This window comes from Paenibacillus sp. J22R56, from assembly GCF_056269375.1.
In genome coordinates, this window is sequence record NZ_JBWDNV010000012.1 from 218,446 (window position 1) to 231,603 (window position 13,158).

Sequence of the window (13,158 nt, forward strand, 5' to 3'; positions counted from 1 at the left end):
GCCATCATATCACCGTTTGACAAGATTGGGAAAGAAGGACCAAATCTTCGGTTACGGGATAAGCAGCAGGACCTTTGCGGAAAACTAACGGCCTGAAGTCCGATTGACATTAAAGATTGTTTTAGTCCATAATATTTCGCATGCGAACTAATTACGGAGGAAGATACAGTGGAAGAACAGCGGATCGTGGACATTTTTCAAGCTTATCGCGAAATTAATCAAGCCTTCTTCCAAATCTTGTCCAAGGCGGCGAGCAAGCATAACTTGACCGCTCTTCAGCTCTTGGTGCTGCGAATACTGCACGAAAATCCCGATATCCGTTTGTCCGAGCTTGCCGAGAAGCTGAATGTAGGTAACAGCACGATGAGCGGAACCGTGGATCGGATGGTAAAGGCAGGCATCTTGGAACGCGAACGAACGGAAGCGGATCGCAGGGCGATGACGATGAAGCTGACGGAGAAAGGCAAGGCACTCTGGCGCGAGACGGATGCAACGCGTTTGAATATGATGCGTCCGCTGTTGTCGCTTACCGAACAAGATCATCGCGAGCTCAGACGCCTCCAGAACGAAGTATTACGCTTATTAAAACAATCCAAGGAGGAAGCTTAAGCCATGACAACAATGGTGTCCAATCAATTGCGCAAAGGGCCGATAATGGCCTCCTTGCTCATCGCTGCGTTTGTGGCATTGCTGAGCCAAACCGTGCTTAACGTCGCGCTGCCAAAAATGATGGCAGATCTTGACGTCGGCGAAAGCACGATCCAATGGCTGTCCAACGGCTATATGCTAGTGAATGGCGTGCTTGTCCCGATCAGCGCTTATCTGATCAATCGGTTTACGACCCGGAAATTGTTCCTGGTCGCCTCGTCCTTATTTGCGATCGGTACGATCGTATGTGCCCTGTCGGGCGACTTCAGTTCCTTGTTAGCCGGCCGTCTCGTGCAGGCATGCGGCGCCGGCATTCTGATGCCGCTGATGACTATCGTCACCTTGACCATCTTCCCCGTCGAAGAGCGCGGCAAAGCGATGGGACTTATGGGCGTTGCGATGATTTTCGCACCAGCCGTCGGACCGACGCTCTCCGGCTGGGTCGTCGAGCACTACGATTGGCATGTGCTGTTCTATATCGTATTACCGCTCGCGATTCTAGCCGTTGTATTCGGCGCCTTCTCGATGAAGGATGTCATACAGACGTCCCGGCCGAATCTTGATATTCTGAGCGTGGTGCTGTCCACGCTCGGCTTCGGCGGTCTATTGTACGGCTTCAGCGAAGCCGGTACGGAAGGCTGGGACTCCACCGAAGTTATCACTTGCCTGGCTGTCGGCGCCGTTGCACTTATTCTGTTTATCGTCCGTTCGATAGTCATGAAGGCTCCTCTGCTTGAGATGCGCGTCTTCAAGTATTGGATGTTCTCGCTTACCGCGTTGATCAATGCCATTATCACAATGGCAATGTTCTCCGGCATGATCCTATTACCGATCTTCCTGCAGAATATCCGCGGCTTCACGCCGCTCGAATCCGGATTGCTGCTGCTGCCGGGCGCCATCCTGATGGGCATCATGTCGCCGATCACCGGTATGGTGTTCGATAAAATCGGCGCGCGCTGGCTGGCCGTCATCGGCCTTGCCATTACAGCCGTTACGACATACGAATTCAGCCATTTGGAAATCGATTCGTCGTACAATCACATGATGCTCTTCTATACGCTGCGGATGTTCGGCATGTCCATGCTGATGATGCCGATCCAGACCGCCGGACTTAACCAGCTGCCGCGCCGTCTGAATGCGCACGGTTCAGCCATGTCCCAGACGCTCCGGAACGTCTCCGGTGCGCTTGGCACCGCGATCCTCGTCACCATCATGACGAACAAAGCCGCGTCGCATGCGAAGGAGCTGATCATCGCCGGCAACATCGATCCGTCCGATAAAGCGGCAATGGGAGGAATCACCGTACAATCGACGATTTATGGCATTAACCAATCGTTCGTCGTCGCTACATGGTTAACAATCGCTGCACTCGTACTTGCTTTCTTCATCCGTAAGGTTAAGCCTGCTGAGGACGTAATTCAGGTGGTGGATAAAGCTGCAGTAGCGGAGATGGAGGCGGCACCTGCTGCGGAGCTGGCCGTCAAAGAGAAAGAGGATCGTTCCGATCGGCAAAGCGCAGACGGCGAATTCCGCAACGCTATTCGCGGGTTCCTCGCGCCTGAACCGGTGAAGGACAACGAACAATTTGACGATCAGGAATACCGGAAGGCGATTCTTCGTTTAAAGGGTACTCCCGCAAAGGAAGACCATCAGGAAGAAATGAATGATAAAGCGTACCGGGAGTCGCTTAAGAAGCTCAGCAGACCGCTAAAAGAAAAAGAGTGAGGAATCGCGCTTGATTTCAGAGCCAAGAGAGGAGATTAATCGATGAAAATTTACATTGTTTATGATAGCGAAGCAGGCCACACGGAACAACTTGCCCGCTCCATTGCCAAAGGTGCTGAACGCGTGGAAGGTGCAGAGGTCATCATAAATCACGTCAAAAAGGCGAGCGTCAAAGACCTCGAACAGATGGATGCGATCATCTGGGGTTGTCCCGGACACTTCGGTACGATCAGTTCCGGCATGAAAGAATGGATCGACAAACTCGGCTATTTATGGGCCAACGGGAAGCTGGTCGATAAAGTCGGAGCCGTCTTCTGCACGACGGCAACCATTCACGGCGGGATTGAAGCCACTTTGCTGAACCTGATTACTCCGATGCTGCACCAAGGGATGATGATCGTCGGTTTGCCGGCCAATATTCCCGAAAACGCGCTGTACGGCAGTTATTACGGAATAGGCGTCACATCACCCGTCGAGGATACCCATGATGCGCTGAGCCAATCGCTCTTCGCGAAGGGACTGCTTCTGGGCGAAGCCCTAGGAACGCGCGTAGCTCATGTGGCGGGTACCTATTCGTTGGGCAAGAAAACGCAGGGGACAGTTTAAGCAAGCAACGCGGGCCGCATAATGAGTTAGCGCAGGTCGCATGTATGGGAGCGAAAATGCCCCCGGAGATGGACGGAGATGCGCGGGTTCATTTTAAAGCGCAGGCATATGCAAGTAACTAAAAACAGGGTCTAGTCCCGGGCAGCATTCATGCTGCACCTCAGGCTAGACCCTGTTTGGCTTTAAGTAGACAGTGCTTTTTTCTTGCTGGACGGTAAGGAGCTGAATAGGGACACTTTGTTTTTGCCGGTTGTTTTGGAATGGTACATGGCTTCGTCCGCTTGTTTAATCAGTTGGACGACTTCATGACCATCCTTGGAAGTGCTGACGCCAACACTTACGGTGACGATCGTTTCCTTTTCGACGCGGCTTCGAATCGATTCGGCAACTCGATCGGGCTTAACCCGTTCCATCGATATGCAGGCTAGAAGCTCTTCACCGCCATAACGGCCGGCGGCACCAATACCTGCTGATTCTTCCTTCATAATCTCTGCAACTTGCTTCAGAACACCGTCTGCTTTATGATGACCCTGGGTATCGTTGAGTTTCTTGAAGTTGTCGATATCGCAGAAGATAACGGCTAATCCTTTTTGTCTTCGCATCAGCTGTTCGGCCTTCGTTGTAAAATGACGCCGGTTATAAAGACCTGTCAAACCATCTGTTATAGAAGATTGGTAGGTCATCATAAGCCGTTCGATCACCCACTCGAACAGCAAGAGGAATAGCTGCATGAAATAGACGATAGGCAGGAAGTAGCTGAGCAGCACCAGCCAGTCTACGGAGCCGTGGAACACATAACCGTCTGCTATTCTCGACAGATCAAGAACAAAATAGGTAATAAGGCTGGCGGAAAACTTGCCGTTCATTTCGGCCCCTTTTGTGCCAAGCAGAACGAGGAAGGTTACAATTAAAGAATAGAAATCGAGAGCAAGAAACCGGTATTGTCCACCAGGCAGCACGGTTTCTGAAGAAGGCTCGATGAATAGGGACTGCCCTAAGGCGATAACGAATGTCAGGCCAATCAAAATAAGGAACGGCATAACTTTAATCTGTGCTCCACGATGAGTATATAATTTCATGAACACAAAGTTTATAATGATAAAAGAAACAATCTGCAATACAGTCGAGACGATATGAAGCCATGGAGGAAGCTCCTGCTCTGGATAAGCCAGCATAGCGAGTATCGCGTTCTGAATCATAAACAGCGGGATCGTAAGCGTAAGCAGCCGGTAAATTCGTTTGTTCCGGTAGCTGGTGTATAAACGTGTCGACATAAAAAGCATGAGTACCAGGATAATAATGACACATGCAGAAGAAATAATTTGGCCATTCGGGCCGGTCAGCCAGGTTAGAATTGTCATAATTGAGTATCACCATATCCCGTCGAGTGTTGCTTTACAGAAACATATGTTCTAATATATCATGATTTACGAGATGGTAAAAGCATGATGCATAACGAATCTGCCTTTATAAAGCGTCATATCTAATAATTAATATCGGTTTTTGCCATGGTAAAATTAAAGATGATGTAGAAGTGTGTACTTATGAAGTGAGAAGTGCTTCACAATTAATGCTTACGAAGTAAAAATCATCACTACTGGCCAATAAAAGGCCAGAAGTGTGATAATTTTTTTTAGGAGGAAGGACATTGAATATACTACAGGCATTGTTTTTTCCGCCGGATCAACCGGGCGGCGTGTCCTCCATGGTGCCTTACATTCAAGAACGGTTTTTGAAACTGGGCTGGCAAATGGAATTATTCTCGCTTCCGAAGCGGGTTAGAGGCAAAGGACAAGAAGATTTTATATTTGAAACTTTTGATATAACACCGTTCCTCGGCGATCCAATCGTCGATAAATATTTGCAGACGATGCGGGACTATATTTGGTGGACGAAGCTTCGCCTTAAAAAGTCTTATGATATTATTCATGCTCATCATCCCATTGCAGCGCTTGTCATGAAACAGCTGTATCCAGATACACCTGTTATGATGACGATTCACTCCAGCTTCGAGCGGGAGCTTGTCCTGAATGGGAAAATTAAAGAGAACAGCACAGCACATCGTTTCCTGACCTCGATCTATGGGGAGCTGGAAGCGAAGCTCGATCGGCTGCTGACCGTATCAGAATCCTTCCGTACTTATCTGTCTCCATATATGAAGGATACTTCTGTCATTAAAGTTATTCCGAACGGCTTTGACGAGAAGCGGTTCAAGCCGATTGCCCATGAGAATGCCGTACCGCAGTTTATTACGGTATGTCGTCTTGTGCCGGCGAAAGGGCTGGATATTCTGCTTCACGCTTGCGCGGAATTAAAGCGGCGCGGCCATCCGTTTGTTCTTCATATTATCGGGGACGGCCCGATTCGGGAAGAGCTAGAGCAGCTTGCTGTACAGCTGGACCTATACGATGACATTATTTTTTACGGATATATGCTGCATCCTGAGGAGTTTATGCCGTTCTTTGACGTCTTTGTGCTGCCATCACGTGCGGAAGCCTTTGGTTCGGTATTCGCAGAAGCAGCTTTATGCTGGCTGGCATTGGTTGGTACAAATGTAGGCGGGATCGCCGAGCAAATCGACGACGGTGTGAACGGACTTCTAGTACCACCTGAAGATGCACCTGCACTGGCAGATGCGCTTGAGAAGCTTGTAACAGACCCAACTTACCGTTATAATCTTGCGCGTTCCGGCTGGGATAAAGCGAAGAAGGTCTATTCGCTCCAGCGTGTCATCTCGCAGATGAAGAAAGTTTATCTATCGTTGAAACCGGAGGAATAAGGGTGACGGTTCCTTTTCGATTTATACACGCAGCAGACCTGCATCTGGATAGTCCTTTTCGCGGGATGAGCAAGGTTCCAAATGAACTGAAGGAGAAGCTTATGGCTTCTACATTCGGGGCATTACACCGATTGACGGAGACGGCTATCCAGGAGCAGGTAGATTTTATCGTGCTTTCTGGCGATTTGTACGATGAGGCAGACCGCTCGCTTAAGGCGCAGCTGCTTCTTTTGAAGGAATGGGAACGTCTGCAGAAGCATGGAATAGCCGTGTTTGTTATACATGGTAATCATGACCCGCTTAATGGTGCAAGAGCGGATCTTAAACTTCCATCCAACGTAACGCAATTTGGTTCGGATCAAATGGAATATCGGCCGGCTTACTGCAGAAACGGTGAGCTGGCTGCTTTTGTTTACGGGATGTCCTATGCGCGGCGTCATGTAACTGAAAATTTGGCAACAGGTTATTTTCCACAGGCGGATGCTCCATTCCATATCGCAATGCTGCACGGCAATGTGAATGGAGATGAGGCTCATGATCCATATGCGCCTTGTTCCTTGGAGGAGCTGATTGGTAAAGGCTTCGATTATTGGGCGCTTGGCCATATACATACGAGGAAGGTACTCCATGAATACCCGCATGTTGTTTATCCCGGCAATATTCAGGGACGTAATCCAAGAGAAACGGGGCCAAAAGGCTGTTATATCGTTGAGGTATCAGCAGCTCGTGCCGTGAAAATGACGTTTGTGCCGCTTGATGAGGTCCGATGGCTTGAGGCTGAGCTTTCCATTGCCGGACTGGATTCTGAGCAGGATTTGTTGATCCGGCTCGAAGAAACGGCAGAACAGTTTTCCTTGGAAGGTAACGGACAAACGATTATGGCGCGTCTACAACTGAAGGGTCAGGGACCACTGCATCATAAACTGATTGAGCCGGTTATTATCCGCACTTTGCTTGAGCAGCTGCAGGATAGTCACTTCTCGCATGGAGTATGGATATATGCGATTGAAGCTGGAACAACGGCAAATATAGAACTATCTGTCCTTCAGGAGGAAGATAGCTTTACAGGTGAGCTGTATCGATTAACGAAGCGATTAGAGGCAGACCGGGAAGCGTGGAACAAGGAGGCGGCAGCGGCTGTTGCTCCGCTGGCTGGTCATGCGAAGCTGGGCAGACTGCTGCGTGAGCAGTGGGACGAGCTGCCTGAACGCTGGCTGGAGCAAGCTAGGGAGCTGATAGTTGGGCTGCTGGCGGCAGATGTCAGTGAAAGGAGGAAGGAAGAGTGAGGCTGCTTGAGGCTCGAATTGACGGCTTTGGCCAGCTGCAGGGCCTGAACTGCCGGTTGGATGCACCTTCTGTTGTGTTATATGGGATGAATGAAGCCGGCAAAAGCACGTTGTTTGGATTTATTCGGACGATCTTGTACGGTTTTGCAAGGCGAAATCAACCAGCAGAGCGGCAGGAACCTATTCATGGAGGCAATCATGGCGGGCAATTGGTGTTCCAGGATGACGACGGTTATAACTATATCGCTGAGCGGTATGCGAATGAGAATGCTGGCCGTCTGAAGCTTAGACGGATGAGCGACGATCAACTGACTGAAGAAAGCTGGCCAACACAAGAGGAATGGGAACGGCGTTTTTTAGGCGGAGCTAGTGAGAAAATGTTTCGTGAGCTGTACGCCATTACTTTAACCGAGCTGCAGGAAGTTGGGGCTTTGTCGCATGACGAGCTGGGACGATATTTGTATCATGCTGGCTGGGAGAATGGCAAAGCGATTATCGCTGCCGAGAAACGGCTGCAGCAGGAGATGGAACAGCTATTCAAACCGCGGGGTACGAATCAGCAGATGAATAAACAGCTGAAGACGCTGGAGCAAACGGAACAGGAGCTGCGAAAGCAAGCGGATGCGATTCAGCTTTACAATGAGTTAAGTGGTCAGCTTGAACAATTCGCGGTAGAACTTAGTCAGTTGGACGAGCAGCTGCCTCTTCAACAGTCGGCTGCACAGTTGGCAGGAAAAGCTCATGCCATTCGGCCAATCTGGCTGAAGAGTCTTGCGCTTAGCCGCGAACGGGAAGGGATTGCAGATGCGAAGCGGATCTCAGCAGAAGCAGATTTGGAGTGGAATGAGCTGCAGAAGGAGCGAAGCAGCCGGAGTTATGAGCTTGAGCAGCTTGAACAACAGAAGCAACTGACGCAGCAAAAGCGTGAGACTATTCAGGTAGATCATGAGCTTCTAGCCCGAACAGAAGAAGTAGAGTCAATGCTGCTGGAGAGCGAGAGAATGCAGCTGCTGCGGGAGGAGAGGATTAGTCTTCACGCAGAGCTAGAAGCAGATGAGGAAGCGCTGGTCCGATTATTGCGCCGAATAGCTCCAAATTGGGGAGAACAAGAGCTCTTAGATTTGCAGCTTACGGTCTCGGACCGGGAGTATGTACGAGGGACAAAACAGCTTGAAGCAGAAGCAGGCCGAGGTGCAGAGCGGTTAACTGCTGATCTGCACTCGGCAACGCAGCAGGAGCGCGAAGCCGCACAGCTGCTGGCTGAAGCAGAAACGGAGCTTGCACGTGCTGAAGCTGCAAGCGGTCGTGCAGCAATTGGCGGGGCAGCGTTCCTGCCGCAGACGAGCGAAGCGATGCGCGCGGCATGGAACAATTGCGATGCGGCGCTGCGCGAGTGGGAGATGGAGCGGCTGCAGGTATCAGCCGCGCCTGTTGAGACAGGCCGGGGCGAAGCCGGCCCGTTATGGATTGGCGCCGCGCTGGCAGGCGGCGCCGCAGTGGCTTTGGCCGCCGCCGAGCTAAGCGGCGGCGCTTTCCCTGGCGCAGCCGGCGCCGCTGCTGCGCTAGGCGCGCTTGCGCTCGCGCTGGCTGCGCTGGCGCGAGGCCGCGGCCGCCGCGCGGCTGCTGCGCGCAGGCCGCGGCGCACTCGCGGCCCGGCGCCCGCGGCAGCGGCAGCGCTGCAGCCGCGCGAGCAGCGCGTGCGCGCGGCACTCGCGGCGCTCGTCAGCGCGCCCGCGGAAGCTGCCGCGGCGCTGCTGGCGGAGCCGCCGCACGCTGCTGGCGCCCGCGAGCAGCTGCGCGCCGCAGCCGAGGCGCGCGCGTCCGCGCTGCAGCGCAGCGAGCAGCTTGGCGCTGGCCGCCACGAGCTGGCGCGCCGGCACGCGCGGCTTCGCGCTGCCGCCGGCGAGCGCCGCGAGGCAGCAGCCGCCGCGGCAGAAGAGCGTGCAGCCGCTGCCCGGCAATGGCGCGGCTGGCTGGATGCGCTGGCGCTGCCGGACATGTCGCCGGATGCAGCGCTCGAAGTATTCGAGCTCGCCGAGCAAGCTTTGCACCGGCTCCAGCAGCGGGACCGCCGCGCGGCGAAGAAAGCCGCCGCGGACACCCAGCTCGCCGCCTTCGAGGCGAGGGCGGCAGAGCTTTGCGCCGGTTTCCCTGACGCGGCGCTAAGACTGCCAGCCGAGCCGGCGCTTGGGCTGCGGCTCCTGCAGGCAGAGCTGCGCCGGCAAGCAGCGGCGCAGGAAGAAGCCGCCCAGCTGGATAATCGGCTTAAGACCATACATATCGCAATTGCTGCAGCACAAGACAAACAGCAGCAGCTCACTATTTCCATCCAGAAGCTCTACCAAGAGGCAGCATTTACGACTGAAACAGAATTTGCTGCTGTCTTAGCTTATCGGACGCGATTAGAAGCTGTCGATGCGGAGCTGGATAAGCTGCAAATCGAAATGACCGCCGGTTTGTCGAGGCAGCGGATTGAGGAGCTTGAACAGCTTCTCGATGCCCATGACGGAGAAGAGCTTGAAAAGCTTCATATGGAGCTTCAGCTTAAGGTACGGCAGATGGAGAAGAGCAAATCGGAATGGCTTGATCGACGGGGGAGAATGCGGCAGCAGCTCGAGGATTTACTTCAAGAGGACAAGCACCGGGAGCTGATTGCGGTGAAGGAAATGACCATCGCTCAGCTTTCGCAGGATGCGGAGCGTTATGCCGTGCTTGCTATCAGCGCCTCGCTTATCCGGGCTACAAAAAGGATCTATGAGGAAGAACGGCAGCCTGCGCTGCTGAAGCTGTCGAGCAGCTTTGTCCGTCAACTGACTGAAGGAAGATATATCCGGGTTGTAACAACACCTGATTTGCCATCTATACGTCTTGAAACCTCGGACAATAAGCTGGTGGATTCGGTTATGCTCAGCCGAGGTACAGCGGAATTAGTCTACTTAGCTATGCGTCTTGCGCTGGCTGTAGAAACAGCAACAGCAGCGAAGATGCCGCTGCTGTTAGATGATCTATTTGTTAACTTCGACTGTCAGCGCATGCATGCAGTTGCCGGTCTGTTAAGCGAACTATCGGAGAGTAGACAGCTCATCCTGTTCACCTGTCATGAACATATCCGGGATGCGCTGCAAAGTCATATGCCTCATGCTATGCTTGTTCAGTTGCCTGGCGCTCGCCGGCAGTTAGTGAGCCATCTTGCGCCTGATCACCAGGAATAACCAGCCTAAGCTGATCAGGCCAAAGATCGGATAAAGCGTTGAGAGCAGTGGACCAAAGCCGATTTGGCTGGCCACGAAGCAGAAGGCGAGCACAATCATCGTCAGCACGGAACGAGACCATTTCAGACGTTCCTGCAGCTGTAGGGTTAAGCCGTAAATATCAGCTATGAGTGTAGTGAAAATTTCAGCAAAGATCAAAAAGATATAAATATACTGCACAACAGAGCCAAGTTGTTTGGCGATCCCGCCCATTGGAATGGCATACTGCTGAATGCCGGGCATATGGACAGATAATGCGATATGTCCGGCAAGCAGCATAAAGCCGATGCCGATCCCGCCAACCCATGCGCCAAGTACAATCGTTTTGCGGTCTTTAATCTCTGCTCCTAGCGGGACAAGCACCGCTTGTGACATCGAAAGGTTAAAGGCGGTATACAGAAATGGCGCAGCCCATGCTGCCCATATCGAGTGATCTGTGACTATCGTTGTAAACCTGTCGGATTCCGGAGTTTGGAACGTGTCGATCATAATAATAGCCGTGAACAGCAGCATGATGGGGACAACGATCGCATTCACCGTCAAAATGGCCTTCATGCCCTTGCGCAATAGGAAGTAGCATGCAGCAATCGTGATAAGTAATCCGGATTGATACGAGATATTCCAATTCTCATAAAAGATCGTGCCTGCACCGGCGAGCATGACGGCCGTTACACCAAGCAGGACGACCAGCATGAAATGACTAATCCATTTGCCATATCTGTCACCAAACAATGCAATATTCAAGTCCTCATAGGATTTCGCCCCGATTTCGCTTGCAATAATCATCATTTTACCGCCAAGCCATATAAAGAGCGCCGTCGCGACGGCGATTGTAAGTGTACCCCAATAGCCGAAGCGGGTAAAAAACTGCAAGATCTCTTGTCCAGTCGCGAAACCGGCGCCCACAATTGTGCCCATATAAGTAGAAGCAATTTGCAGTACCTTACCTGTACGCTTTAACATGGCATGTCCTCCCGAAATAACCTTCTATAGTAAAGGTATGTCCGAAAGAGGACGAGCATGACAGCTTGTTAACAACTTAAGTCACAGCCAATAGTTTGATGGAGACGATCTTGTCATGATCCGGATCCAAATCAATCTTTAAAAGTGAGTCTTTTCCTTCATAAGTAATAATGAAGCTATTTTGCGATGACGGCTTTCCAAGCGCTTTAAGGACAGCATCCGAACGATCTTCTACATGAACGCCACTTAATCCGGTTACGATCGATTTATCATAAACCTCTATATATTGGATGGTATGCTTATCGTTAATACCGACGGCGAAACCTTTATATTCATGTACTTCAATGGATTCCGATTCATCCTCCAAGCTGTAAATATCATCTGCCTTGCCAAATCGTTCTGCAACCAGCTTATTAGAATCTCCGATGGATAGGCCAAGCATGATGGGGTGAGAGGCGTTCCAAGCAGAAGCTTGCTTTGTGCTGCTGCCCCCGGTTGAAGCTGCGCTTGTATCTCCGCCTTCATCAAGCGACATAGGTTCTGATCCAGTTTGTCCTTCTTCTTGCCCCTGAAGATACGTTTTCTGTGGAGTATCACCTGATAAATAAGTGCTTGATTGATCATGTGAAGGTTGTACATAGGACTTAGAATTAGGAACTAATTCATTGGAGCAGCCTGTTGCTGCTATGAGTGTGAGGGCAAGGACAGCTGCCCATTTTACTGCATCATATTTCCGCGTTCTCTTGTTCATGCTCTGCGCTCCTTTTGGGTCGCTATTCCATTTGTCTTATCAATATAAACGTCCATAACTGGGAAAAGTTTCTTCCTTAATATATCACTTCTATATAAAAGATTCCGCCTTATCTGTCCGCAAAAAATTGAAAAAGCCGGGTTGCGTTGTTTGCCCATCCTATGGTAAGTTATCGAAAAGAGATTTTGGTGGAGGGAAATAAAGATGGATATTTTAAAAGAACGAATTTTAGAGCAAGCATCGGTGCTGTCAAACGATGTACTGCGGCTGGATTCTATACTTAACCACCAGGTCGATCCTGCACTTACGATGGAAATGGGACATGAATTCGCAAAACGATTTGCTGACGAGAACATTACGAAAGTTGTTACGATTGAATCTTCGGGTATCCCGGTTGCATACGCAACTGCTTATGTACTAGGTGTACCACTTGTATTCGCACGTCGCAAGAAAACTTTAATCGCGGACCCGGATGCTTATTCGGAACGTGTTCCATCCTTCACAAAAGGTATTGTCACTGATATCATGGTGTCTAAGCAGTTCTTAGCGAAGGAAGATAAAGTATTGTTTATCGACGATATTATCGCTAACGGCGATGCTGCTCGTGGACTTATTAAAATCATTGAAAGATCCGGTGCAAGCTTGGTTGGTATGGGCATCGTGCTGGAGAAATCGTTCCAGGCGGGTTCCAAAACACTACGTGAGCAAGGTGTTCGTGTAGAATCACTTGTAAATGTTACTTCTTTGAAAAACGGGCAAATTCAATTCGACTAAGTTATAATGAGAGAGTGAAGGAACCGAGGGGAGGCAGCAGCAATGTTATCTACTGAATTTTTGTCTGCGAAACTGGAGGACGCGAAAGTTCACTTCGAACGCGCGCTGGACTGCAAGCATACGGAATTTGATGATTTGTATCCTTATATGATTGAGCATCCGCAATTTTTCTGGTACAAGCGTTATGTTGCATGGTCAGAACTTCTTACGATTGTTAAGCTTTGTGATGAGCTCGAACAGGAATGGAAAAGTTATTTCACGGAACGTCAGGCTGAATATATTGCAAAACGCGTCATGTCCTCAAGAGTGCTCGATGAATGGTATGAAACAGAAACAAATGATTCGAAAGAGCATGTCGGTTAGTTTGTTCGGAGG

Annotated in this window: 11 protein-coding genes; 8 read left to right on the forward strand and 3 right to left on the reverse strand. The window is 50.8% G+C overall.

Annotation, left to right across the window (positions count from 1 at the left end; all coding sequences use genetic code 11):
* Nucleotides 1–168: 168 nt before the first annotated feature.
* The 3 genes from AC0YNT_RS26940 to AC0YNT_RS26950 are packed head-to-tail and all read left to right on the forward strand — an operon-like array spanning nt 169 to nt 2,979.
* Nucleotides 169–609 (forward strand): MarR family winged helix-turn-helix transcriptional regulator, encoded by a 441-nt coding sequence (locus tag AC0YNT_RS26940; protein ID WP_475807385.1) that lies wholly within the window; start codon nt 169–171, stop codon nt 607–609.
* A 3-nt stretch (nt 610–612) separates the two neighbouring features.
* Complete coding sequence (locus tag AC0YNT_RS26945; protein WP_475807386.1) at nt 613–2,373, forward strand: DHA2 family efflux MFS transporter permease subunit; 1,761 nt, start codon at nt 613–615, stop codon at nt 2,371–2,373.
* Between the two features lie 42 nt (nt 2,374–2,415).
* Nucleotides 2,416–2,979 carry an NAD(P)H-dependent oxidoreductase gene (locus AC0YNT_RS26950; RefSeq protein WP_475807387.1) on the forward strand — a complete coding sequence of 188 codons (564 nt, stop codon included), beginning with the start codon at nt 2,416–2,418 and terminating at the stop codon, nt 2,977–2,979.
* Between the two features lie 182 nt (nt 2,980–3,161).
* Here AC0YNT_RS26950 and AC0YNT_RS26955 read toward each other — a convergent pair whose 3' ends face one another.
* A complete protein-coding gene (locus tag AC0YNT_RS26955; RefSeq protein ID WP_475807388.1) occupies nt 3,162–4,340 on the reverse strand; it encodes a GGDEF domain-containing protein in 1,179 nt (392 codons plus the stop codon).
* Between the two features lie 287 nt (nt 4,341–4,627).
* Here AC0YNT_RS26955 and AC0YNT_RS26960 point away from each other — a divergent pair, with 287 nt between their 5' ends.
* Genes AC0YNT_RS26960 through AC0YNT_RS26970 form a run of 3 tightly spaced genes read left to right on the forward strand, consistent with a single transcriptional unit; the run spans nt 4,628 to nt 10,256 of the window.
* On the forward strand, nt 4,628–5,758 hold the full coding sequence (locus AC0YNT_RS26960; RefSeq protein WP_475807389.1) for a glycosyltransferase family 4 protein: 1,131 nt from the start codon (nt 4,628–4,630) through the stop codon (nt 5,756–5,758).
* A gap of 2 nt (nt 5,759–5,760) precedes the next feature.
* A complete protein-coding gene (locus AC0YNT_RS26965) occupies nt 5,761–7,044 on the forward strand; it encodes a metallophosphoesterase family protein (RefSeq protein WP_475807390.1) in 1,284 nt (427 codons plus the stop codon).
* The gene (locus AC0YNT_RS26970) at nt 7,041–10,256 is read left to right on the forward strand and encodes an AAA family ATPase (protein WP_475807391.1); all 3,216 of its coding nucleotides are present in this window, start codon (nt 7,041–7,043) and stop codon (nt 10,254–10,256) included. The genes AC0YNT_RS26965 and AC0YNT_RS26970 overlap by 4 nt, the downstream gene beginning before the upstream one ends.
* Here AC0YNT_RS26970 and AC0YNT_RS26975 read toward each other — a convergent pair.
* Nucleotides 10,221–11,258 carry a YkvI family membrane protein gene (locus AC0YNT_RS26975; protein ID WP_167277432.1) on the reverse strand — a complete coding sequence of 346 codons (1,038 nt, stop codon included), beginning with the start codon at nt 11,256–11,258 and terminating at the stop codon, nt 10,221–10,223. The genes AC0YNT_RS26970 and AC0YNT_RS26975 overlap by 36 nt on opposite strands.
* Before the next feature lie 76 nt (nt 11,259–11,334).
* The gene (locus AC0YNT_RS26980) at nt 11,335–12,009 is read right to left on the reverse strand and encodes a hypothetical protein (protein ID WP_475807392.1); all 675 of its coding nucleotides are present in this window, start codon (nt 12,007–12,009) and stop codon (nt 11,335–11,337) included.
* 204 nt (nt 12,010–12,213) lie between these two features.
* On the opposite strand from AC0YNT_RS26980, the gene AC0YNT_RS26985 reads away from it, so the two are divergent.
* Both AC0YNT_RS26985 and AC0YNT_RS26990 read left to right on the forward strand, forming a co-directional pair.
* Complete coding sequence (locus AC0YNT_RS26985; protein ID WP_167277436.1) at nt 12,214–12,783, forward strand: xanthine phosphoribosyltransferase; 570 nt, start codon at nt 12,214–12,216, stop codon at nt 12,781–12,783.
* Between the two features lie 42 nt (nt 12,784–12,825).
* Nucleotides 12,826–13,146 (forward strand): hypothetical protein, encoded by a 321-nt coding sequence (locus AC0YNT_RS26990; RefSeq protein ID WP_475807393.1) that lies wholly within the window; start codon nt 12,826–12,828, stop codon nt 13,144–13,146.
* The last annotated feature ends 12 nt before the right edge of the window (nt 13,147–13,158 follow it).

Coding starts and splice junctions, on each gene's coding strand:
- AC0YNT_RS26945 (WP_475807386.1), top strand. CDS start 613: ATGACAACAATGGTGTCCAATCAATTGCGCAAAGGGCCGATAATGGCC.
- AC0YNT_RS26950 (WP_475807387.1), top strand. CDS start 2,416: ATGAAAATTTACATTGTTTATGATAGCGAAGCAGGCCACACGGAACAA.
- AC0YNT_RS26955 (WP_475807388.1), bottom strand. CDS start 4,340: ATGACAATTCTAACCTGGCTGACCGGCCCGAATGGCCAAATTATTTCT.
- AC0YNT_RS26975 (WP_167277432.1), bottom strand. CDS start 11,258: ATGTTAAAGCGTACAGGTAAGGTACTGCAAATTGCTTCTACTTATATG.
- AC0YNT_RS26980 (WP_475807392.1), bottom strand. CDS start 12,009: ATGAACAAGAGAACGCGGAAATATGATGCAGTAAAATGGGCAGCTGTC.
- AC0YNT_RS26985 (WP_167277436.1), top strand. CDS start 12,214: ATGGATATTTTAAAAGAACGAATTTTAGAGCAAGCATCGGTGCTGTCA.
- AC0YNT_RS26990 (WP_475807393.1), top strand. CDS start 12,826: ATGTTATCTACTGAATTTTTGTCTGCGAAACTGGAGGACGCGAAAGTT.